Annotated in this window: 15 protein-coding genes and 3 rRNA genes; 17 read left to right on the forward strand and 1 reads right to left on the reverse strand. The window is 66.5% G+C overall.

Going from position 1 to position 23,220, the window contains the following annotated elements:
• Nucleotides 1-32: 32 nt before the first annotated feature.
• The 6 genes from tyrS (at nt 33) to OX958_RS11110 (ending at nt 9,835) form a co-directional block, all read left to right on the forward strand.
• Nucleotides 33-1,337 (forward strand): tyrosine--tRNA ligase, encoded by a 1,305-nt coding sequence (gene tyrS / locus OX958_RS11085; protein ID WP_270137196.1) that lies wholly within the window; start codon nt 33-35, stop codon nt 1,335-1,337.
• A 559-nt stretch (nt 1,338-1,896) separates the two neighbouring features.
• Nucleotides 1,897-3,414: ribosomal RNA gene (locus tag OX958_RS11090) — 16S ribosomal RNA — on the forward strand.
• A gap of 487 nt (nt 3,415-3,901) precedes the next feature.
• Nucleotides 3,902-7,028 (forward strand): 23S ribosomal RNA (locus OX958_RS11095).
• 149 nt (nt 7,029-7,177) lie between these two features.
• Nucleotides 7,178-7,295 (forward strand): 5S ribosomal RNA (rrf, locus tag OX958_RS11100).
• Together the 16S, 23S and 5S rRNA genes form the textbook arrangement of a ribosomal RNA operon.
• A gap of 804 nt (nt 7,296-8,099) precedes the next feature.
• The gene (locus tag OX958_RS11105) at nt 8,100-8,963 is read left to right on the forward strand and encodes a hypothetical protein (protein ID WP_270137197.1); all 864 of its coding nucleotides are present in this window, start codon (nt 8,100-8,102) and stop codon (nt 8,961-8,963) included.
• Complete coding sequence (locus OX958_RS11110) at nt 8,960-9,835, forward strand: hypothetical protein (RefSeq protein ID WP_270137198.1); 876 nt, start codon at nt 8,960-8,962, stop codon at nt 9,833-9,835. The genes OX958_RS11105 and OX958_RS11110 overlap by 4 nt, the downstream gene beginning before the upstream one ends.
• Nucleotides 9,836-9,926: 91 nt before the next feature.
• Here the strand turns inward: OX958_RS11110 and OX958_RS11115 are convergent, their stop codons facing one another.
• Nucleotides 9,927-11,090, reverse strand: coding sequence for a DUF1015 domain-containing protein (locus tag OX958_RS11115; protein WP_270137199.1), 1,164 nt, complete (start codon nt 11,088-11,090; stop codon nt 9,927-9,929).
• A 24-nt stretch (nt 11,091-11,114) separates the two neighbouring features.
• On the opposite strand from OX958_RS11115, the gene OX958_RS11120 reads away from it, so the two are divergent.
• The 11 genes from OX958_RS11120 to OX958_RS11170 all read left to right on the forward strand — a co-directional run bounded on the left by OX958_RS11120 (nt 11,115) and on the right by OX958_RS11170 (nt 23,217).
• A complete protein-coding gene (locus tag OX958_RS11120; RefSeq protein WP_270137200.1) occupies nt 11,115-12,227 on the forward strand; it encodes an HAD-IIA family hydrolase in 1,113 nt (370 codons plus the stop codon).
• A gap of 115 nt (nt 12,228-12,342) precedes the next feature.
• The gene (locus tag OX958_RS11125; RefSeq protein WP_270137201.1) at nt 12,343-12,900 is read left to right on the forward strand and encodes a phasin family protein; all 558 of its coding nucleotides are present in this window, start codon (nt 12,343-12,345) and stop codon (nt 12,898-12,900) included.
• 1 nt (nt 12,901) lies between these two features.
• On the forward strand, nt 12,902-14,020 hold the full coding sequence (locus OX958_RS11130) for a hypothetical protein (RefSeq protein WP_270137203.1): 1,119 nt from the start codon (nt 12,902-12,904) through the stop codon (nt 14,018-14,020).
• 16 nt (nt 14,021-14,036) lie between these two features.
• Entirely contained in the window at nt 14,037-14,852 is an 816-nt protein-coding gene (locus OX958_RS11135; RefSeq protein WP_270137204.1) for a TlyA family RNA methyltransferase, read from the forward strand.
• Nucleotides 14,853-14,887: 35 nt separating this feature from the next.
• A complete protein-coding gene (locus tag OX958_RS11140; RefSeq protein WP_270137205.1) occupies nt 14,888-15,823 on the forward strand; it encodes an NAD kinase in 936 nt (311 codons plus the stop codon).
• A gap of 3 nt (nt 15,824-15,826) precedes the next feature.
• Entirely contained in the window at nt 15,827-17,554 is a 1,728-nt protein-coding gene (gene recN, locus OX958_RS11145; RefSeq protein WP_270137206.1) for a DNA repair protein RecN, read from the forward strand.
• Nucleotides 17,555-17,654: 100 nt separating this feature from the next.
• Entirely contained in the window at nt 17,655-18,836 is a 1,182-nt protein-coding gene (steA, locus tag OX958_RS11150) for a putative cytokinetic ring protein SteA (RefSeq protein WP_270137207.1), read from the forward strand.
• Complete coding sequence (locus OX958_RS11155) at nt 18,833-19,780, forward strand: copper transporter (RefSeq protein WP_270137208.1); 948 nt, start codon at nt 18,833-18,835, stop codon at nt 19,778-19,780. Before steA ends, OX958_RS11155 begins: the two co-directional genes overlap by 4 nt.
• Nucleotide 19,781: 1 nt before the next feature.
• Entirely contained in the window at nt 19,782-20,594 is an 813-nt protein-coding gene (locus OX958_RS11160) for a hypothetical protein (RefSeq protein WP_270137209.1), read from the forward strand.
• Complete coding sequence (murJ, locus tag OX958_RS11165; protein ID WP_270137210.1) at nt 20,573-22,195, forward strand: murein biosynthesis integral membrane protein MurJ; 1,623 nt, start codon at nt 20,573-20,575, stop codon at nt 22,193-22,195. Before OX958_RS11160 ends, murJ begins: the two co-directional genes overlap by 22 nt.
• Nucleotides 22,192-23,217 (forward strand): glycosyltransferase family 4 protein, encoded by a 1,026-nt coding sequence (locus OX958_RS11170; RefSeq protein WP_270137211.1) that lies wholly within the window; start codon nt 22,192-22,194, stop codon nt 23,215-23,217. The genes murJ and OX958_RS11170 overlap by 4 nt, the downstream gene beginning before the upstream one ends.
• Nucleotides 23,218-23,220: the final 3 nt, after the last annotated feature.

The raw sequence follows: 23,220 nt of genomic DNA on the forward strand, positions 1-23,220 counted from the left end.
GTCGTGATCTGACGTGACACGAGGAGAGACAAGTGACCGACAGCGGGACCGCTAGCCGCACCCAGGTGCTCGACGACCTGGAGAGCCGTGGCCTGATCGCGCACTCCACCGACCCGGACGCGCTCCGTGCGTCGATGGCCGCCGGACCCATCACCTCGTACGTCGGGTTCGATCCGACCGCGCCGAGTCTGCACATGGGCAACCTGCTGCAGCTGCTGACGCTTCGGCGGCTCCAGTTGGCCGGCCACAACCCGATCGGGCTCGTCGGCGGCGCCACCGGCCTGATCGGTGACCCCAAGGAGTCGGCCGAGCGGGTGCTCAACCCCAGGGACCTGGTCGAGCAGTGGGTGCAGAAGGTCCGCGGCCAGGTGGAGCGGTTCGTCGACTTCGACCAGTCGCTGCCGAACCCGGCCCGGATGGTCAACAACTACGACTGGACCAAGGACCTCAACACGCTCGACTTCCTCCGCGACATCGGCAAGCACTTCCCGGTGAACCGGATGCTCGGGCGGGAGGTGGTGAAGGCCCGGCTGGAGCAGGGAATCAGCTACACGGAGTTCAGCTACGTGCTGCTGCAGTCCCTGGACTACCTGGAGCTCTACCGGCGCCACGGGTGCACCTTGCAGACCGGTGGCAGTGACCAGTGGGGGAACCTGACCGCCGGGGTCGAGTTGATCCGGCGCTCGGACGGCGGGAAGGCTCATGCCCTGGCCACGCCGCTGGTGACCAAGGCGGACGGGACCAAGTTCGGCAAGACCGAGTCGGGGACCGTGTGGCTGGACCGTGAGCTGACTTCGCCGTACGCGTTCTACCAGTTCTGGTTCAACACCGACGACCGTGACGTGATGCAGCTGGTGCGGTTCTACACCTTCCGGACGGCCGAGGAGATCGCGGCGCTCGAGGAGGCGACTGCCGAGCGCCCGCATGCTCGGGAGGCCCAGCGGTTGCTGGCGGAGGACGTGACGACGCTGGTGCACGGCGCCGAGGAGACCGAGCAGGTCAAGCTCGCGGCCAAGGCCTTCTTCGGCCAGTCGGAGTTGCAGGCTCTGCAGGGGTCGACGTTGGTGGCAGCGCTGCGAGAGGCGCCGCACTACGAGCTCAAGCCGGACGAGCAGATGCCCACCATCACCGACCTGCTGGTGCTCTCGGAGCTGGTGGCCAGCAAGTCCGCCGCGCGCCGGACGATCTCCGAAGGTGGCGCGTACCTGAACAACGCGAAGGTCAGCGATCCCGAGTACGTCCCTACCGGCGAGGATCTGCTGCCCGGGGGTGTGCTGGTACTGCGGCGCGGGAAGCGTTCGTTCGCCGGCGTGCTGACCTCGTCGGCCGCGGACTGAGCTATGCCATGAAGCGGGTGCCGGAGGCAAATTACAGCCCTGTGATTCAGGCCTCCGGGATCCGATTTGACCGGTTACCTGTCCGCCACGTAATGTTCTTCTTGTTGGAGCGAGTGCGGGACGCGCAAGCGGCCGGTCGCTCCGAAGCCCCCAGAGTAGCTGAGCCGCACCGTGTCTTTGATCCGGGTCGGTAGCCTCTGATGCGGGGTACGGATCGGAAAAATCTGAGTCTTGACTCGGTTGATCTGGTCCGGTAAAGTAGCGCAGGTTGCCCCGGAGTCCTGGCCGAGAGGTCATCGACGCGGTGTGCGTCCGATTCTTGAGAACTCAACAGCGTGCCGAAAGTCAATGCCGAAATTTGTTTTATCCCGTTTCACGGCATTGGGCGATCTTTTTCATCAGGGGCCTATCTGGTTTCTTGGTGGGGGTTGTTCTTTGTTTGTGTTCGGATTCCTTTGAGAAATTATGATTCAAGTCAGTTTGATTGTTTCTGAGATATCAAAGGGTCACTCAAAGTAGTCTGTTCCTCGCCTCTTTGGAGGCGGGTTACATATAGATTTCAACGGAGAGTTTGATCCTGGCTCAGGACGAACGCTGGCGGCGTGCTTAACACATGCAAGTCGAGCGGTAAGGCCCCTTCGGGGGTACACGAGCGGCGAACGGGTGAGTAACACGTGAGCAACCTACCCTTCACTTCGGGATAAGCCTCGGAAACGGGGTCTAATACCGGATATCACTTCGGGCTTCATGGCTCGGGGTTGAAAGTTCTGGCGGTGGGGGATGGGCTCGCGGCCTATCAGCTTGTTGGTGGGGTAATGGCCTACCAAGGCGTCGACGGGTAGCCGGCCTGAGAGGGCGACCGGCCACACTGGGACTGAGACACGGCCCAGACTCCTACGGGAGGCAGCAGTGGGGAATATTGCGCAATGGACGAAAGTCTGACGCAGCAACGCCGCGTGAGGGATGACGGCCTTCGGGTTGTAAACCTCTTTCAGCAGGGACGAAGCGAGAGTGACGGTACCTGCAGAAGAAGGACCGGCCAACTACGTGCCAGCAGCCGCGGTAATACGTAGGGTCCGAGCGTTGTCCGGAATTATTGGGCGTAAAGGGCTCGTAGGCGGTTCGTCACGTCGGGAGTGAAAACTCGGAGCTCAACTCCGAGCCTGCTTCCGATACGGGCAGACTAGAGGTAGGCAGGGGAGAGCGGAACTCCTGGTGTAGCGGTGGAATGCGCAGATATCAGGAAGAACACCGGTGGCGAAGGCGGCTCTCTGGGCCTTACCTGACGCTGAGGAGCGAAAGCGTGGGTAGCGAACAGGATTAGATACCCTGGTAGTCCACGCCGTAAACGTTGGGCGCTAGGTGTGGGGGACATTCCACGTCCTCCGTGCCGCAGCTAACGCATTAAGCGCCCCGCCTGGGGAGTACGGCCGCAAGGCTAAAACTCAAAGGAATTGACGGGGGCCCGCACAAGCGGCGGAGCATGCGGATTAATTCGATGCAACGCGAAGAACCTTACCTGGGTTTGACATATAGGGAAATCCTCCAGAGATGGGGGGTCCGTAAGGGTCCTATACAGGTGGTGCATGGCTGTCGTCAGCTCGTGTCGTGAGATGTTGGGTTAAGTCCCGCAACGAGCGCAACCCTCGTCCTATGTTGCCAGCACGTTATGGTGGGGACTCATAGGAGACTGCCGGGGTCAACTCGGAGGAAGGTGGGGATGACGTCAAGTCATCATGCCCCTTATGTCCAGGGCTTCACGCATGCTACAATGGCCGGTACAAAGGGCTGCGAAACTGCAAAGTGGAGCGAATCCCAAAAAGCCGGTCTCAGTTCGGATTGGGGTCTGCAACTCGACCCCATGAAGTCGGAGTCGCTAGTAATCGCAGATCAGCAACGCTGCGGTGAATACGTTCCCGGGCCTTGTACACACCGCCCGTCACGTCATGAAAGTCGGCAACACCCGAAGCCGGTGGCCTAACCCTTGTGGAGGGAGCCGTCGAAGGTGGGGCTGGCGATTAGGACGAAGTCGTAACAAGGTAGCCGTACCGGAAGGTGCGGCTGGATCACCTCCTTTCTAAGGAGCATTGACAGCCATGGCTCGTAAGAGTGTGGTTGTCTACTCGTCGTTTCCTGGACATCCGTTCCAGGGCGATGATGCTTCGGAATGTGGAACATTGACCATTAGGCCAGGAACTCGTCTGAGTGTCTTAGTACTGCGATCTTCTCTTCGGGGAAGTGAGCGTGGAACAGAGGCAAGGATTGGGTGAGTGGCCGAGGCGCGCTGTTGGGTCCTGAAGAATCGGGCCATGGGAACCTTCGGGTTTTCTTGGACTGGTTTTTCTGGGTCACTACTACTACCTGTATCTTTGCGGATCTGGGTGTAGCTGTGTGGCTGGGGCCGGCTCTCACCAAACTCCTGGTGGTGATGCTTGTAGGGGTGGGTTTTCCCTTTGCGAGGATTGTCCGAGGGTAGTGGTGATGTAGGGCTGGTTTTCCTGCCCGTATTTTGAGAACTGTATAGTGGACGCGAGCATCTTCAGTAGTTGTTTTTGTTGTTTTTTTGACAAGCTACTAAGGGCAATCGGTGGATGTCTAGGCACCAAGAGCCGATGAAGGACGTAGGAGCCTGCGATAAGCCCCGGGGAGTTGGCAACCAAGCTGTGATCCGGGGGTGTCCGAATGGGGAAACCCAGCTGGCACTCTAAAGCCAGTTACCAGTGCCTGAACACATAGGGTTCTGGAGGGAACGCGGGGAAGTGAAACATCTCAGTACCCGCAGGAAGAGAAAACAATAGTGATTCCGTGAGTAGTGGCGAGCGAAAGCGGATGAGGCTAAACCATGTGCGTGTGATAGCCGGCGTGCGTTGCGTACATGGGGTTGTGGGAGCATTCAGGCCTTAATGCCGTGGGGTCAGGGAGTTATAAATCACTGTTGAAGTCGAATTTTCTGGAAAGTTGAGCCGTAGTGGGTAACAGCCCCGTAGGCGTAAGACAGTGACTTCCGAGTGTTTTCCCAAGTAGCACGGGACTCTTGAAATCCCGTGTGAATCTGGCGGGACCACCCGCTAAGCCTAAATACTTCTTGGTGACCGATAGCGGACTAGTACCGTGAGGGAAAGATGAAAAGTACCCCGGGAGGGGAGTGAAATAGTACCTGAAACCGATTGCCTACAATCCGTCGGAGCATTCACCTTGTGTGGGTGTGACGGCGTGCCTTTTGAAGAATGAGCCTGCGAGTTAGTGGTATGTGGCGAGGTTAACCCGTGAGGGGTATCCGTAGCGAAAGCGAGTCTGAATAGGGCGCTTTAGTCGCATGCTCTAGACCCGAAGCGGAGTGATCTATCCATGGGCAGGTTGAAGCGCGGGTAAGACCGCGTGGAGGACCGAACCCACCAGGGTTGAAAACCTGGGGGATGACCTGTGGATAGGGGTGAAAGGCCAATCAAACTCCGTGATAGCTGGTTCTCCCCGAAATGCATATAGGTGCAGCGTCGCGTGTTTCTTACCGGAGGTAGAGCACTGGATGGTCTAGGGGGCTTACCGGCTTACCGAAATCAGCCAAACTCCGAATGCCGGTAAGTGAGAGCGCGGCAGTGAGACGGCGGGGGATAAGCTCCGTCGTCGAGAGGGAAACAGCCCAGATCACCAGCTAAGGTCCCTAAGCGATTGCTAAGTGGAAAAGGATGTGGAGTTGCCCAGACAACCAGGAGGTTGGCTTAGAAGCAGCCACCCTTGAAAGAGTGCGTAATAGCTCACTGGTCAAGTGATTCCGCGCCGACAATGTAGCGGGGCTCAAGCAATCCACCGAAGCTGTGGCATTCACATTTGTACTCGGCACCGACTTGATTGGTGTCCAGGTGTGTGGATGGGTAGGGGAGCGTCGTGCAGCGTGTGAAGCAGCAGAGTGATCTAGTTGTGGATGCTGCACGAGTGAGAATGCAGGCATGAGTAGCGAATGACGGGTGAGAAACCCGTCCGCCGAATGATCAAGGGTTCCAGGGTCAAGCTAATCTGCCCTGGGTAAGTCGGGACCTAAGGCGAGGCCGACAGGCGTAGTCGATGGACAACGGGTTGATATTCCCGTACCGGCATTAACACGACCCGACCGAACCTGGTGATGCTAAGACCACAAAGCCATGAGACCTTCGGGTTGATTGGTGGAGTCGTTGACCCGAACTGGTATTAGGTGCACTAAGGAGTGACGCAGGAGGGCAGTCCAACCGCGGCGATGGTAGGCGCAAGCTGATCCGCGGGCAAGGTGGTAGGGCGAGGCATAGGCAAATCCGTGTCTCATATAGCCTGAGAACCGAGGCGGACCCGTTGAGGGGAAGTGGATGATCCCATGCTGCCGAGAAAAACTTCGTAGTGAGTGTTAGAGCCGCCCGTACCCCAAACCGACACAGGTGATCAGGTAGAGAATACCAAGGCGATCGAGTGAACCATGGTTAAGGAACTCGGCAAAATGCCCCCGTAACTTCGGGAGAAGGGGGGCCGGATGCGTGACGAGACTTGCTCTCGGAAGCGTTGATGGCCGCAGAGACCAGGCCCAAGCGACTGTTTACTAAAAACACAGGTCCGTGCGAAGAAGTAATTCGATGTATACGGACTGACGCCTGCCCGGTGCTGGAACGTTAAGGGGACAGGTTAGCTGGTTTAGGCCGGCGAAGCTTTGAACTTAAGCGCCAGTAAACGGCGGTGGTAACTATAACCATCCTAAGGTAGCGAAATTCCTTGTCGGGTAAGTTCCGACCTGCACGAATGGCGTAACGACTTGGGCGCTGTCTCAACCATGGACTCGGCGAAATTGCATTACGAGTAAAGATGCTCGTTACGCGCAGCAGGACGGAAAGACCCCGGGACCTTTACTACAACTTGGTATTGGTGGTCGGTACAACTTGTGTAGGATAGGTGGGAGACTGTGAAACTCGGACGCCAGTTCGGGTGGAGTCATCGTTGAAATACCACTCTGGTTGTTCTGGCTGTCTAACTTCGGTCCATTATCTGGATCAGGGACAGTGCCTGGTGGGTAGTTTGACTGGGGCGGTCGCCTCCTAAAAGGTAACGGAGGCGCTCAAAGGTTCCCTCAGCCTGGTTGGCAATCAGGTGTCGAGTGTAAGTGCACAAGGGAGCTTGACTGTGAGACAGACATGTCGAGCAGGGACGAAAGTCGGAACTAGTGATCCGGCGGTGGCATGTGGGAGCACCGTCGCTCAACGGATAAAAGGTACCCCGGGGATAACAGGCTGATCTTCCCCAAGAGTCCATATCGACGGGATGGTTTGGCACCTCGATGTCGGCTCGTCGCATCCTGGGGCTGGAGTAGGTCCCAAGGGTTGGGCTGTTCGCCCATTAAAGCGGCACGCGAGCTGGGTTTAGAACGTCGTGAGACAGTTCGGTCCCTATCCGCTGCGCGCGCAGGAGACTTGAGAAGAGCTGCCCCTAGTACGAGAGGACCGGGGTGGACGAACCTCTGGTGTGCCAGTTGTTCCGCCAGGAGCACGGCTGGTTGGCTACGTTCGGAAGTGATAACCGCTGAAAGCATCTAAGCGGGAAGCACGCTTCAAGATGAGGTCTCCCACCGAGTTAATCGGGTAAGGCCCCCAGTAGACCACTGGGTTGATAGGCCAGAGGTGGAAGCACCGTAAGGTGTGGAGCTGACTGGTACTAATAGGCCGAGGGCTTGTCTCAAACACCCAACCAATGGTTGGCAACAGACTGCTGCGAAAAGAAGTTTGCGTCCACTATACGGTTCCCGGAATACGGTCAACCCCAGCCCGGCCCACCCAGTACGGGTGAGCACGGTGACGAGGTGTGGTTGGTTGATATTTCTATAGAGTTACGGTGACCATAGCGTCAGGGAAACACCCAGTCTCCATTCCGAACCTGGAAGTTAAGCCTGACAGCGCCGATGGTACTGCGACCGGTAGGTCGTGGGAGAGTAGGACGTCGCCGGACATTCACACTGTTAAGGGCCACCCATCCACTGGGTGGCCCTTAATGCATGTGCCTGTACTTTTGTCTGAGCGCCGTTTTTTCTCGTACGACCGATAGGAGTCACCGTGGCTACGCCACCTCGCAACCCCCGCTCTGGCCCGGGCGATCGCTCTGGCCGTGGTTCGTCCGGCGGATCGGGTCGTGCCGGCGGTGGACGGTCCGGAAGCACTGGAGGTCCTCGCTCCGGCGGGTCGAGCTCTGGTGGATCCAGCTCCGGAGGATCGGGCTCCGGCGGTTTTCGGGGCGGCAGCTCGTCAGGTGCGCCTCGCGGCGGCAGTTCTTCGGGTGGGCCCCGCGGCGGTAGTTCATCCGGTGGTCCGCGCGGTGGCAGCTCTTCTGGGGCGCCTCGTGGTGGGTCGACCGGTGGTCCTCGTGGTGGTAGCTCCAGTGGTGGCCCGCGTGGTGCCGGCGGTGGCGGCTACGGCGGTGGGCCGCGGCGGGACGACAAGCCGGCTCCCAAGCGGAACACGCGCTGGGACGACAAGGGTGACCCGGGTCGCGATCCGTTCCGTGGGCAGTTGCCGGAGCGTGGTGACGACCGTGGGCAGCGTCGCGACGACCGCGGTGGCTACAACCGTGACGACCGCAGTGCGCCGCAGCGTGATGACCGTGGTGGGTACAACCGCGACAGCCGTTCGGGTCTAGGCTCCGACGGCCGCTCCGCGCCGCGCGGCGACAATCGTGGTGCCCCGCGAGACGACCGTGGCGGCTACAACCGCGACGACCGCAGCGCCCCGCGCCGCGACGACCGCGGTGGCTACAACCGTGACGACCGCAGTGCGCCGCAGCGCGATGACCGTGGCGGGTACAACCGCGATGACCGTGGTGCGCCTCGCAGTGCGCCGCAGCGTGATGACCGTGGCGGGTACAACCGTGACGACCGTGGTGCGCCTCGGCGCGATGACCGTGGTGGCGCCGGTCGTGACGACCGTAGCGCTCCGCGTCGTGATGACCGGGGTGGCTACGGGCGGGATGACCGCAGCACGCCGCGTCAGGACGACCGTGGGGGGTACAACCGCGATGACCGTGGTGCGCCCCGCAGTGCACCGCAGCGCGATGACCGTGGCGGGTACAACCGTGACGACCGTGGTGCGCCCCGCAGTGCACCGCAGCGCGATGACCGTGGCGGGTACAACCGTGACGACCGTGGTGCGCCCCGCAGTGCGCCCCAGCGTGACGACCGTGGTGGGTACAGCCGTGACGAGCGCAGTGCGCCTCGGCGCGATGACCGTGGGGCGCCTCGTGGTGCTGGGCGGGATGACCGGAGTGCGCCGCGGACTGGTGGATACCAGGGTGGGCAGCGGAGTGTGCCGCCGCGCGATGGGCGGCCGACCGGGTTCAAGGGTGGTGCGCGGACCGGGCCGCGGAGCGATGACCGCACCGGCTCTGTGCCGCGGCGTGACGAGCGGACCGGGTACCAGAGTGCGGCGCCGCAGCGGGACGACCGTGGGCCGCGTCGTGATGACCGGTCCGGGCCTCGTCGCGAGGAGCGCGGTGGCCGTGGGCGGAACGAGCGGGAGCGCGGTGGACGTGGCGTCGGGCGGGACGACGAAGAGAGAGTCGGTCCGCGCAAGGACGACCCGGTCATCCCGGCCGGTATCACCGGTGCGGAGCTTGACCGTGGCGTGAAGGCCGAGCTTCGGTCGTTGCCGCGCACGCTGGCCGACCTGGTCGCGCAGCACCTGGTGGCGTCCGGACAGTTGCTGGAGAACGACCCGGAGCTTGCTTACGCGCACGCCAAGACGGCGCGGCGGCTGGCGGCGCGACTGGGCGGCGTACGGGAAGCTGTGGCGATCACGGCGTACCTGTCCGAGCACTACGACGAGGCGCTGACCGAGTTCCGTGCGGTACGGCGGATGACGGGCAACCACGAGGTGCTGCCGGCGATGGCGGACTGCGAGCGGGCGCTCGGCCGGCCGGAGAAGGCGCTGGCGTTGTCGCGGGAGAAGCAGGTGATCGATCTGGAAGAGGGTTCGCAGATCGAGATGCTGATCGTGGCGGCCGGTGCCCGGCGTGACATGGGGCAGACGGCGGCGGCGATCCAGACGCTGGAGATTCCGGAGCTGACGAAGCGGACGCGCGCGGAGTGGTTGCCGCGGCTGCGTTATGCGTACGCCGATGCGCTGGCGGAGGCTGGGCGGACCGAGGACGCGCTGGTTTGGTTCCACCGGGCGGCTGGTGCGGATCAGGATGGTTCGACCGGTGCGGCTGAGCGTGCGGCCGAGCTGGAGGGGCTGACGTTCACCGATCTGGATGACGAGGACGAGGACGACGTCATCGTCGAGGTGCTCGGTGACGACACCGACGCGGCGGAGGACGACTCGGACGAGTTGACCGACGACGACGAATTGGTCGCGGACGACGAGTCGGAGCTTGACACGGCGGACGAGGACGAGACCCTCCTCGCCGATGACGCCGATGACGCCGATGACGCCGATGACGCCGATGACGCCGATGACGCCGATGACGCCGAGGTGCCGGAGAACGGTGAGAAGTCGTAGGGCGGATTCAGCCGGCTGACCGACTGGGACGGCCCGGGTGGGTGGTGGAGAAATCTGCTGCCTGCCCGGGCCGTTCGTCGTTGTCCAGGAACTAGCTGAGCATCCGGAACAGCAGGCCTACCCGCGGCTTGGGGCCGAACGAGGTCGCCTTCTGCGGCAGCACGACTCCGCGCACAGCCGAGTTGAGCACCTGATCCAGGAGAGGCGCCACCAGTTCCACGGTCGCCTGCTGTGGCCCGGCGAGAGCTACTGCGTCAGCAAGCGCGTGGTGGAAGGTGACCTCATCAGTAGGCACCCCCCAAGCCGGCAGCAGCTCCTGATGGAGCAGGGCAACCGTCGGAGTCACCTGCCCCTCCGTGGACTGCAACGTCACCCAGGAGGTCCCGTCAGTGATGGCGATGCGGTCTGGCACGCCCTCCACTCGGCCAGGCAGCACCTGCCAGCCGGACGGCGTGCGGGAAGACACCACCTCGAGGGTCAGCCCCGGTACGACGCGATGGATCGGGTCCAGCGTCAGCGGGTGCCGGTTGTTGTCGACCAGCATGGCCAGGCCGACTTGTGTGCCGTCACGACCCGGTTCGCGCCGATTGCGTTCCAGGTACGCCGCGTAGCGGTGGTGACCATCGGCGATCAGCGCCTCGTGGGCCGCCAGTTCCTTCGCGATACCGCTGAGGGTCTCGGGATCATCGATGCGCCAGATCCGGTGATGCGCGCCGTTCTCGGTGTCGGCGACCAGCCACGGCTCACCCGTCCGGGCCTCGTCGACGGCGTCACCGGCCACCCGGCCGCCGTTGTAGGCGAGCAGGATCGGTTCCAGATCGGCGTCCGTGGCCTCCATCAGCTCCAACCGGTCGTCGACCCAGTGCGGCATCACGTCTTCGTGCGGCAGCACCACCCGACGAGCGGGATCCAGCCCGAGGGATCCGACGAGACCGCACAGCACGGCGCCCTGGAACTGCTGTTCGTACACGTAGAGCGCGGGCGTCCGGTCCTGGATCACCACCCCCCGATGCTGCCAGTCGGCCAGCCTGCGCGCGGGCTCGTCGTACCGGCCGGGACCGAGCTCGGGATCGCGTGGAAGGATGAGCCTCACCATGTTGTGGAGATCAGAGTCAGTCAGCCGCCGGACGATAGCGGGTTCCAGTACGTCGTACGGCGGCGAGGTGACCGCGCCGAGTGCGCTCACCTTGCCCGCGACGAAGCGCCAGGCCCGCAGCGGCTCGAGCCGCAGTACGCCGGCGGACACATCTGACATGGGCCAGATCGTACGGGGGGAAGCATGACCAAGGCACCGGAATCGCCCGCTCCACTGTCGCCGTGTGACGAACCGCTCGCCGGCCGGTACGACGTAGCGCTGCTGGACCTGGACGGCGTCGTGTACGTCGGCCCGGACCCCGTGCCGGACGCACCGGAGAACCTGCGCAAGGCGGCCAAGGACGGCCTGCGGATCGGGTACATCACCAACAACGCCAGCCGGCCGGCCTCGGTGGTCGCCGAGCACCTCGCGTCGTTCGGGCTGGACGTGATCGCCGACGACGTCGTCACCTCCGCACAGGCGGCGGCGAAGCTGATCGCCAAGGAGTTCCCGAAGGGTTCACCGGTCCTCGTGGTCGGTGGCGAGGGGCTGTTTTCGGCGCTGGAGGAGTACGAACTGCGACCGGTCCGGAGCAGCGACGCGCATCCGGTCGCCGTGGTCCAGGGCTTCCACCCGGACGTGAACTGGGTGATGCTCGCGGACGGCGCGCACGCGATCAACGAGGGCGCGAAGTGGTACGCGACGAACCTCGACCTGACCATCCCGACGGCAGGCGGCAAGGCGCCGGGCAACGGGACGCTGGTGCAGGCCGTGCGGGCCGCGGTCGAGGTGGATCCGATCGTGGCGGGCAAGCCCGAGACGCCGTTGCTGGAGACGAGTATCGAGCGGCTCGAGGCGAAGAACCCGTTGATGATCGGGGACCGGCTGGACTCCGACATCGCCGGTGCGCACGCCGTGGGAATCGCGAGTCTGTGGGTCGCTACCGGCGTACACGATGCGCATGATCTGGCGGCGGCGCCGAAGAACGAGCGGCCGACGTACATCGGGGCTGGGCTCGGCGCGCTGCGGGAGAAACACCCGGGCGTGACGGTCGACGGCGCCAAGCACACGTGCGAGGGCTGGACCGCTTCGGTCGTCGACGGGGCAGTCGCGGTCACCGGTGAGGGCGAACCGTACGACGGACTGCGGGCGATCCTGTCGGCGACCTGGGCCGCGGTGGACGCACCGGCCAAGCCGGCTGCGAAGACGGCGGCCAAGGGCGCGTCCCGGGCGCGGCGGCCGTTGCCGAAGCGGGCGCCGGAGCCGGGGTCGATCACGATCGACGAGGCGTTGCACCGGGTGGGTCTGAGCAAATAGCCCTCTTGCTGCAGGCATGGGTGGGCTGGTAATGCGGGACGGGCGCGATACCGTTGCTGGTACCAGGCCTGACCGGGGTGGCGGAGCAGGGCCGAGATCAACGGAGGTTTCTCTCATGGTGATGGATGCACTGCGTGGCTACGTTCAGCTCGCGAACGGTCTGACCGAGGTGACGAAGCAGCGGGCCCAGCAGGCCGCGAAGGCGTTGCTGCAGCAGAGCGGCGCGGACGCGCTGACGTCCGGTGTGACCACCAAGGTGAGCGACCTGGCCGAGGAGATCGTTGCCACCAGCAAGAGCAATCGCCAGCTGCTGCAGGCGATCGTGGCCAACGAGGTCGAGGGCGCGGTGGCGCGGCTCGGGTTCGTCCGGTCCGAGGAGGTCGCGGCGCTGAGCCGGCGGGTCGACGGGCTGGAGCGCGAGCTGGCCGATGCCAACGACGCGTTGGTGGCGGCGACTTTCGCTGCCACGGCGTCGGCTCCGGCCTCGACGGACGGGCCGGTCAAGAAGGCTCCGGCGAAGAAGGCCGCTGCCAAGAAGGCAGTCGCGGTGCCGCCGGTCAAGGAAGCCGCCGTCGCGGTGCCGCCGGCGAAGAAGGCTGCCGTGAAGAAGTCTGCCGCCAAGAAGACGGTGGCGAAGAAGACGGCCAAGAAGGCCCCGGCGAAGAAGGCGTGACGTGACCGACTACCCCGGCGAGCAGTTCCCCCCGGCGGTCGACCCCGACGTCGAGCCAGGGCACGTGCCCGAGCCCGGCGAGAGCAGCGAACCCGACTACGACGCCGAGCCCGGTCCGGACTCGCGGACCGGTTCGCGGTACGAGCCCGATCGCCCGAGCGCGTGGGTCAACCCGACGCTGCAGGGCCGCCCGCACACTGATCCGTTGCTGGCCGGTTTCACGGTCTACGGCGATCCCACTCCTGAGCCGGAACCGGATTTCGGTACGGCGGACGACACCGAGCAAGCCTTCGAGGCCTCCCTCGACGAGCCGACCCGGCACTCCTTCGTGGACGACGGTCCGGAGGAGTCGTACGACGAGCCTGAACAACCAGCAAGTCCCCTACCGAGCGCCCCTGCACACCAGCACCCGCAATCCGACTCGCCGCAGCAGTCGCAGCCGGAGAGCCAGCACGCGCGACCGGAGGCGCAGCAGCAGTCGCGCCCGGAGAGCCAGGTCTCGCGAGCCGACGCTCAGCAGCACCCTCGGCCAGGCACCCAGCACTCGCAGGCGGAGACGTCGCCGTACTCGCGAGCCGGTTCGCCGCAGCAGTCGCAGCCGGAGAGCCAGCACGCGCGACCGGAGGCGCAGCAGCAGTCGCGGCCGGAGAGCCTGGTCTCGCGAGCCGACGCTCAGCAGCACGCTCGGCCAGGCACCCAGCACTCGCAGGCGGAGACGTCGCCGTACTCGCGAGCTGGCTCGCAGGAGCAGTCGCGGTCGGACGGCTCGCAGTACTCGCGATCCGATGCCCCTGCCAGTCCGCGGCCTGCCGCGCCGACTCCTGGTCAGGCGTTCCCGCGGCCGCAGACATTTCCGCAGCCAGCGACTCCGGCACCGACTCCTGCGGCTCCGAGCCTGGCAACTCCTGCTCCAGCGGCGACTCCTGCGACCACCGCAGCGACTGCTGTCAGCGACGAGCGGGAAGACGGTTTGCACCCGCTGGTCGAGGAGACTATGGCGCGGCTGGACGAGCTGCGGGAGCGGCCGGTGGAGGAGCATGCCGAGGTCTACGCGGATCTGCACGAGCGGCTGCAGAGTGCTCTGGTGGAGGCGGACGCCGACCGTGGCGACCGGAGTTGAGTGACCGCGAGGGTCCATGGCTAAAGGAGTGAAGCGCTCCCGGCTGGATGCCGAGCTGGTACGGCGTGGGCTGGCACGGTCGCGGGATCAGGCCAGCGAACTCGTGCTGGCGGGCAAGGTCAAGGTCGCCGGGACGGTGGCCACCAAGCCGGCTACGGGCGTGGGTACGGACGCGGCGATCCTGGTCGACACGTCCGAGACTGACGACCCGGGGTACGCGTCGCGAGGCGCGCACAAACTGGTCGGCGCGCTGGCCGCGTTCAGCGAGGTACAGGTGAAGGGCCGCCGCTGCCTGGACGCGGGCGCGTCCACCGGCGGGTTCACCGACGTCCTGCTCAGGAACGGCGCGGCCGGCGTGATCGCCGTCGACGTCGGCTACGGCCAGCTCGTCTGGGCGCTGCAGACCGACGAGCGGGTCACCGTGATGGACCGCACCAACGTCCGCACGCTCACCCTGGACGACATCGGCGGCGAACCGGTCGAGCTGGTGGTCAGCGACCTCAGCTTCATCTCGCTGACGATCGTGCTGCCCGCGCTGCTGGCCGTGGTCGACCCCGAGGGCGACCTGGTGCTGATGGTCAAGCCGCAGTTCGAGGTCGGCAAGGAGCGGCTGGGCAAGGGCGGCGTCGTCCGTGACCCGGTACTGCGGGCCGACGCCGTCCGTGGCGTGGCCGCGAAGGCGGCCGGTCTGGGCTGGGGCGTGGCCGGCGTGGCGGCCAGTCCGTTGCCCGGTCCGTCAGGAAATGTCGAATACTTCCTGTGGATACGGCGTACGGCCCCGCCCCTCGATGAGACGATGCTCCGGACCGCCATCGAGAGCGGCCCGCAGTGACTGCTGCTGCGTCCATCGGTGAAGGGCAGGACCCCGTGGTTGACCCGGCGCCAGAGCCCCGGCGCGTGCTGCTGGTGACGCACACCGGCCGTGAGCTGGCCGTCGACGTGGCCCGTGAGGCGCACCGGTTGCTGACCGACGCCGGTCTGCTGGTCAGGCTGCTCACCGACGAGTTCGAGGCGATGAAGCTCGAACCGGTCGAGATCGCCGAGGATCCCGCCAAGGCCGCCCAGGACGTCGAGCTGATCATCGTGCTCGGTGGCGACGGCTCGATCCTGCGCGGCTGCGAACTCGCCCGCCCGCACGGTACGCCGGTGCTGGGGGTCAACCTCGGCCATGTCGGCTTCCTGGCCGAGGCCGAGCGCGACGACCTGGAGCGGATCGTCGAGGTGGTGGTCGAGCGCAGCTACACCGTCGAGGAGCGGATGACGCTCGCGGTCGACGTCTGGCACGACGACGAGCTGATCTTCGACACCTGGGCGCTGAACGAGGCCAGCGTGGAGAAGGCGGCCCGCGAGAAGATGCTCGAGGTGATGGTCGAGGTCGACGGCCGGGCGCTGTCGCGCTGGGGCTGCGACGGGGTGGTGGTCGCGACGCCCACCGGCAGTACGGCGTACGCGTTCTCGGCCGGTGGCCCGATCGTCTGGCCCGAGGTCGAGGCGATCCTGATGGTTCCGCTGAGCGCGCACGCGTTGTTCTCCCGCCCGATCGTGGTGGCACCGACCTCGCAGCTGTCGATCGAGCTGATCGCGGCCTGGCACGGGCGCGGGGTGCTGTGGTGCGACGGCCGGCGGATGGTGGAGGTGCCGCCGGGCGCCGTGATCCAGGTCCGGCGCGGGAAGATGCCGGTCCGGCTGGCGAGGGCGCACGAGGCGTCCTTCACCGACCGGCTGGTGGCGAAGTTCGATCTACCGGTGCTCGGCTGGCGCGGACGCGCCGAGCGCGACCGCAGTGACCAAGAGGAGAAGTAGCACATGCTCTCGGAGATCCGCATCACCGGACTGGGCGTGATCGAGGACGCCACGCTGGAGCTCGATCCGGGCTTCACCGCGGTCACCGGCGAGACCGGGGCCGGTAAGACGATGGTCGTGACCGGCGTCAACATGCTGCTGGGCGGCCGGGCCGACAGCGGGCTGGTGCGGCACGGCGTGCGGCGGGCCCGGGTCGAGGGGCGCGCGAGCAACGTGCCGAGGTCGATCGTGCAGCAGGCCGAGGACCGGGGCGGCGAGCTGGACGACGACGAGCTGCTGATCGCGCGCGAGTTGTCGTCCGAGGGAAGGTCGCGGGCCTTCCTGGGCGGCGCTTCGGTGCCGGTCTCGGTGCTGGCCGAGGTGACCGGTGACCTGGTCGCGATCCACGGTCAGGCCGACCAGTGGCGGTTGCTGCAGCCGGCCAAGCAGCGCGAGACGCTCGACACCTTCGCGGGCAAGCCGGTGCTGGTTCCGCTGGGGGAGTACACCACGGCGTACCGGCGGCACCGGGAGGTCGAGGCCGAGCTGACCGAGCTGACCACCCGTGAGCGCGACCGGCTGGCCGAGGCGGATCTGCTTCGTTTCGGGTTGCAGGAGATCGCGAAGGCCGAGCCGATCCCGGGTGAGGACGTCGAGCTGGCGGCCGAGGAGGAGCGACTCGCGTACGCCGACGGCCTGCGGACCGCGGCCACGACCGCGGCCGACGCGCTGGCCTCCGAGGACCTGGAGTCGACCCGGCCGAGTGACGTGCTCGGTCTGCTGTCACTGGCGAAGCAGGCCCTGGACGGCGAGCGCGAGCACGACGCGAAACTGGCGGAGCTGGCCGACCGCGCGAGCGAGCTCGGCTACCTCGCCGCCGACCTGGCCGGCGAGCTTTCGTCGTACGCCGCGGACGTGGACACCGATCCGGCCCGGCTCTCGGTGGTGAGCGAGCGGCGTGCGCTGCTGACCGCGCTCGCCCGCAAGCACGGGGCCGAGCAGGGGACCGTCGAGGAAGTGCTGGAGTGGGCCAAGCGGTCCGCGGTCCGGCTGGCCGAGCTGGAAGGCAGCGACGAGCGGGTCGAGCAGCTCACCGCGGAGCTGACCGAGCTTCGCGCGCAGCTGAAGGATCTCGGCGACCGGATCAGCACCGCGCGCCGTGAGGCGGCGGGCCGGCTCGGCGTCCTGGTGTCGGAGGAGCTGAGCGGGCTGGCGATGCCGCACGCGACCCTGACGGTGGAGATCCACGAGAGCACCCCCGGGCCGTTCGGCGCGGACGAGACCGAGTTCTGCTTCGCGGCGAACCCGGGAAGCCCCGCGCGGCCGCTGCAGAAGGCGGCTTCGGGCGGTGAGCTGTCGCGGGTGATGCTGGCGCTCGAGGTGATCCTGTCGGACACGCACAAGGTGCCGACGCTGGTGTTCGACGAGATCGACGCCGGGATCGGTGGCCGGGCCGCGGTCGAGGTCGGCAAGCGGCTGGCGAAGCTGGCCGAGAAGGCGCAGGTGATCGTGGTGACGCACCTGCCGCAGGTCGCCGCGTTCGCGGACCGTCACGCGGTGGTGCTGAAGAGCGACGACGGCTCGGTCACCACCAGTGGTCTGGTGGCGCTGGACGACGACGCGCGTTTGAAGGAGCTCAGCCGGATGATGGCCGGCCTGGAGAACTCCGACGCCGCCCAGGCGCACGCCGAGGAACTGCTGGCGCTGGCCGCGCAGCGTCACGGTAAGGGCAGAAAGAAGAAGAAGTCCTGACCACCGGGTGTGGTTCGAAAGGATGATTTGCCGCGTCGCCGGGGAGGTGGCCGCCCAAAAGGCGGGGGGAAGGCTCTTGACATGGCAGGATGAGTAAGCGATGAAACTGCCCAGTCTGCGGAGAGCACGCCCACCTGAACTGCCCGGGACCGCCGGGGTGGTCCGGCTCGATCGCCGTACCAAGAATCTCACCAAACGGCTCAAGCCGGGCGAGATCGCGGTGATCGACCACGTCGACCTGGACCGGGTCAGCGCCGAGGCGCTGGTCGACTGCAAGGTCGCGGCGGTGGTCAACGTCGCCGACTCGATCAGCGGCCGCTACCCGAACCTCGGCCCCGAGATCCTGGTCGAGGCGGGGGTTCCGCTGGTCGACGGGGTCGGCCGCGAGGTCTTCTCGGTGCTGCACGAGGGCGAGCGGGTCCGGCTGCACGACGGCATCCTGTACCGCGGTGAGGAAGTCGTCGCCAAGGGCGTCAACCAGGACAGCGAGAGCGTCGCCCAGTTGATGGACGACGCCCGCGCCGGGCTGTCGACCCAGCTGGAGGCCTTCACCGCCAACACGCTGGAGTATCTGCGCCAGGAGCGCGACCTGCTGCTGGACGGCATCGGCGTACCGGCCGTGCACACGCCGATGGACGGCAAGCACGTGCTGATCGTGGTCCGTGGCTACGACTACCGCGAGGACCTGGTCGCGCTGCGGCCGTACATCCGCGAGTACCGGCCGGTGCTGATCGGTGTCGACGGTGGCGCCGACGCGCTGGTGGAGAACGGCTACGTCCCCGACCTGATCGTCGGCGACATGGACTCGGTCACCGACGAGACGCTCAGGTGCGGCGCCGAGGTGGTCGTGCACGCCTACCGCAACGGCCACGCGCCGGGCTCGGAGCGGATGGAGCGGCTCGGGGTGGACTCGATCGAGTTCCCGGCCGCCGGCACCAGCGAGGACGTCGCGATGCTGCTGGCCGATTCCAAGGGTGCTTCGCTGATCGTCGCGGTCGGCACCCACAACTCGCTGGTGGAGTTCCTGGACAAGGGGCGCTCCGGGATGGCGAGCACCTTCATCACCAGGCTGCGGGTCGGTGCGAAGCTGGTGGACGCCAAGGGCGTCGGCCGGCTCTACCGCAGCCGGGTGTCGACCCTCCAGGTGGTCGCGCTGATCGCGGCCGGCCTGTTCGCGCTCGGGGTGGCGATGGTCGCCATCGGCGCCGACGACGTGCTGTGGTCGATCCTGCGGGCGCGCTGGAACGACTTTGTCTACTGGATCCGGGAGCTGTTCACGTGATCGACTTTCGCTATCACATCGTCTCCATCGTGGCGATCTTCTTCGCCCTCGGCGCCGGTGTGGTGCTGGGTGCCGGACCGCTGAAGGGCGCCGGCAGCGACCTGGTCCAGGCCCAGGCCGACAAGGACCGGGCCACGGTCGAGGACCAGCGCGAGCAGCTGTTGCAGGCCAAGGCGCTGGACAAGTACCGCGACGACTACGTCGCCAAGGTGACCGCGGGGCTGACCGACGGCAAGCTGACCAACAAGCGGATCGTGCTGGTCACCATGCCGAACGCCGCCGGCGACATGACGAACGCGATCGTCGAGTCGATCGAGCAGGCCGGTGGCCAGGTCACCACCCGCGTCTCGCTGGACAGCAAGCTGTTCGACCCGGGCCAGCGTCAGCTGGTCGAGCCGCTGGTGAACGATCTGGTCACCAGCGACCTGCAGTTCCCGGCCGAGAGCAACACCTACCAGCGCGCCGGGATGATCCTGGCCCGCGGCGTGGCGGCCAGGGAAGAGGCCAAGACCGTCGACCTGGAGTCGACCAAGATCATCAACGGCCTGACCAGCGCCAAGCTGATCTCGCTGAAGCCGACGCCGAAGGACCGCGGCAGCCTGATCGTGGTGGTCGCCGCCAAGCCGCCGACGCCGGCCCCGGACAACTCGTCGTACAACGACGCGGTGGACTTCGCCGAGGGACTCGACGCGGCCAGCGCCGGCGTCGTGGTCGCCGGAATGCCCGCCTCGGCGCAGAACGGCGGGCTGCTGAAGGCGCTGCGCGGTGACTCCGACGCGACCAAGGGCCTGTCCTCGGTCGACGCCGCGGACCTCCCGAGCGGTCAGATGACGGTCGTCTTCGCGCTGGCCGAGCAGGCCGGCGGTAAGGCCGGGCAGTACGGCGGGGTCGATGCGAAGAACGGCGTCGCGCCGTCGGCCGACATGGTGAAGGGCAGCAACTGAGATGGGTCTGCTGGGTGCGGTGATCGCTGCTGCCGCGACGGCCGGGCTGGAGCGCGCGTCGGCGAAGCTGCCGAAGGAGAACCGGGCGCCGTTCGAGCGGACCAACCACCGGGGCGAGACGGTCACGCTGCTGGAAGGTCCCGTCGCGGTGCTGGGTGCGCTGGCAGGTGTGGCCGCGAGCCGGTCGGACGGCCGGGTCAAGGCCGCGGCTCTGCTGGCGGGGTCGGTGTCCGGGGCGGTCGGTGCGTACGACGATCTTGCCGGTGCGACCGATACCAAGGGTTTCCGCGGTCATCTGACCGCGCTGCGTCGTGGCGAGGTGACGAGCGGCGCGGTGAAGATCCTCGGGGTGGGCGCCGCCGGCCTGGCTGCGGCCGCGCTGCTGCCGCGGCGTACGAAGGGCTTCGGTGCCGCGGTCGAGATCCTCACCGACGGCGCCCTGATCGCTGGTACGGCGAACCTCGCGAACCTGCTGGACCTGCGTCCGGGCCGCGCGTTGAAGGGCATCACGGCGGTCAGCGCACCGGTCGCGCTGGTCGCCGGTGGCCCCGCCGCCGCAGTGATCGGCGCCGCGGCCGCGGCCGCTCCGTCGGATCTCGGCGAGCGTTCGATGCTCGGTGACTGCGGGGCCAACGGGCTCGGCGCCATCACCGGCACGGCGCTGGCGTCGGCCTTGCCGCGACCGCTGAAGGTGCTGGCTCTGGGTGCCGTGGTCGCGCTCAACCTGGCGAGCGAGAAGGTCAGCTTCACCAAGGTGATCGCGAACACCCCGGTGCTGGACAAGATCGACCAGTGGGGCCGACGGCCCCGGTGAGCACGGGCGGGCGGATCGCTCGGGCCGCCTTGCTGGTTGCAGGCGTCACCGTTCTGGCGCGGGTGGTCGGGTTCGGCCGGTGGCTGGTGTTCTCCAAGACGGTGGGCGCCGGTTGTCTGGCCGACGCGTACGCGACGGCGAACCAGTTGCCGAACGTCGTCTTCGAGATCGTCGTCGGTGGAGCGCTCGCCGGTGCGGTGATCCCGGTCCTGGCCGGGCCGGTGGCTCGTGGCGACCGGGCGGCGCAGGGGCGCATCATCGGCGCGCTGCTGACCTGGTCGCTGATCCTGCTGACCCCGTTCGCCTTGCTGGCTTGGCTTCTCGCCTCCCGGTACACCTCGGCGATGCTGGACGCGGGGCCGGAGTGCGGCGGTTCCACCGGCACCGCGACCAGGATGTTGCTGATCTTCGTGCCACAGGTCTTCGGCTATGCGATCGCTGTGGTGGCGACTGCCGTGCTGCAGTCCCACAAGCGTTTCGCCGCCGGTGCTGTGGCTCCGCTGATCTCCAGTCTCGTAGTGGTCGCCACCTACTTCCTCTTCGCCGCAGCAGCTCCCGTTGCCGACCAGGCATCCCGCGGAGCCGCTGACCTCCTCGCCTGGGGTACGACGGCCGGCGTCTTCGCCTTGGCGCTCACAGTGCTCGTGCCCATGCTCCTGCTGCGCCTGCCGATCAGGCCGACTCTTCGCCTGGACCCAGGCGTCGGCCCCGTACTGCGCAAGCTCGCAGCAGCAGGTCTCGCCGTACTGGTCGCGCAGCAACTGGCTTTCGTCGTCACCACCTACCTGGCCAACCACCGGGGCGCAGCCGGCAGCATCGCCGTCTACACCTGGGCCAACGCGATCTACCTCCTCCCGTACGCCGTACTGGCGGTGCCGATCACCACGGCCGTGTTCCCTCGCCTGGCGGCGGCTTTCGACGCCCGCGACTCGGCGGCCTTCGACCTGTTCGCGGCGACCTCCAACCGGGCAGTGATGCTGGCCGGCGGCGCAGGCGCTGCGCTGCTGGTGGGTACGGCGGTTCCGGTGGCCCGGATCTTTGCCTACAACGACGGGCGGGTGCAGGACGCACAAGCCTCCTCGCTGGCCAACGGTCTGGTGGCCTTCGCCCCGGCGATCATCGCCTTCGGACTGTTGATGCATGTCGGCCGCGTGCTCTACGCCCGTCACGCTGGTCGCCAGGTCGCCGTGGTGACGGGTGCGGCTTGGCTGGCGGTCGCTGTCGCGGGTGTCTTGCTGACACTGCGCTGGGACGGGCTGGACGCAGTGGGTGCCCTAGCGGCGGCCATGTCGGTCGGCATGGTCGGTGGAGCGGTCGCGCTGCTGGTGGTCTTGCGCCGGCTGGCCGGACCCCGAGTGCTCGACGGTCTGCTCCGCGCGACCCTTGCCGCACTGGTCGGCGCCGTGCTCGCCGGAGCTGCTGGCTGGCTTATTGCGCTTCCTGCTGAGGACGGCGGCTGGGGTAGCGCTCTGGTGTTCTCGCTACTGTCCGGCCTGGCCGTCGTGATCGTGTACGTCGGCGTCGCGGTCGCACTGGACCGGCCGGATGCCCGCGCGCTGCTGCGCCGGGGTGTGCCAACTGCTGTGGAGGAGAAGTCATGAAGATCGGCCTGCTGCTGGCGGAGTCCCGGGGCGGGATCGGGCAGCACGTCGCTTCGCTGGTGCCGCGCTTCATCGAGGCGGGCAACGAGGTCGTCGTCTGCGCCCCACCCGGTACTGCGGAGCACTTCGACTTCGGCGACGCCACTGTCGTCGTACAGGCAGCAGGGCTGCGCGGCTGCGACGTGGTGCACGCCCACGGCTACCGAGCCGGTACTGCGGCGCTGCGCGACCGGGCGCAGCTCAGGCCACTCGTGGTGACGTGGCACAACGCAGTACTGACTACTGGGCCTCGTGGGCTGGTCATGCGGCTGGGGCAGCGACTGGTCGCGCGCGGAGCCGACCTGACTCTAGGGGCGTCTAGCGACCTGGTGGAGCTCGCCAAGTCGCTGGGAGCGCGCGACGCGCAGCTGGCGCCAGTGGCGGCTCCTGCGCTGCCAGAGGTCCGTACGCCGTCCGCGGAGGTGCGGGAGGCGTTAGGGGTGGGGGACAGGCCGCTGGTGCTCTCAGTGGGCCGGCTGGCTCCGCAGAAGGACTACCCGACTCTGCTGTCGGTTGCAGCGGCAGTGGCCGCCGAGCAGCCTGACGTGGTGTTCGCTGTGGTGGGCGATGGGCCGCTCAAGGACAACCTGCAGGCCAGGATCGACGCTGAAAGCCTCCCGGTACGCCTGCTGGGCCACCGCAGTGACGTAGCCGATCTGCTGGGGGCGGCTGATGTGTTCCTGCTGACCTCGCACTGGGAGGCGCGGGCGCTGGTGCTGCAGGAGGCGGTGCAGGCCGGCGTACCGGTGGTGGCGACAGCGGTCGGCGGAATCCCCGAACTGGTCGAGGACAGCGCCGTTCTGGCTGCCGCGGGCGACGCGGCGGGGCTCGCGGACGGCGTACTGGAAGTTTTTTCTGATCCGGCGAAAGCGGCCGCTATGCGGACAGCAGGCGGGAAGTTGGCGGCCGGATGGCCGGACGAGGACGAAGTCGCAAAGAATCTGCTGCATCTCTACGCGGGTCTCGTCGCGACCACTGCTTGACAA

Origin of the sequence: Kribbella sp. CA-293567 (assembly GCF_027627575.1) — a bacterium.
GTDB lineage: Bacteria > Actinomycetota > Actinomycetes > Propionibacteriales > Kribbellaceae > Kribbella.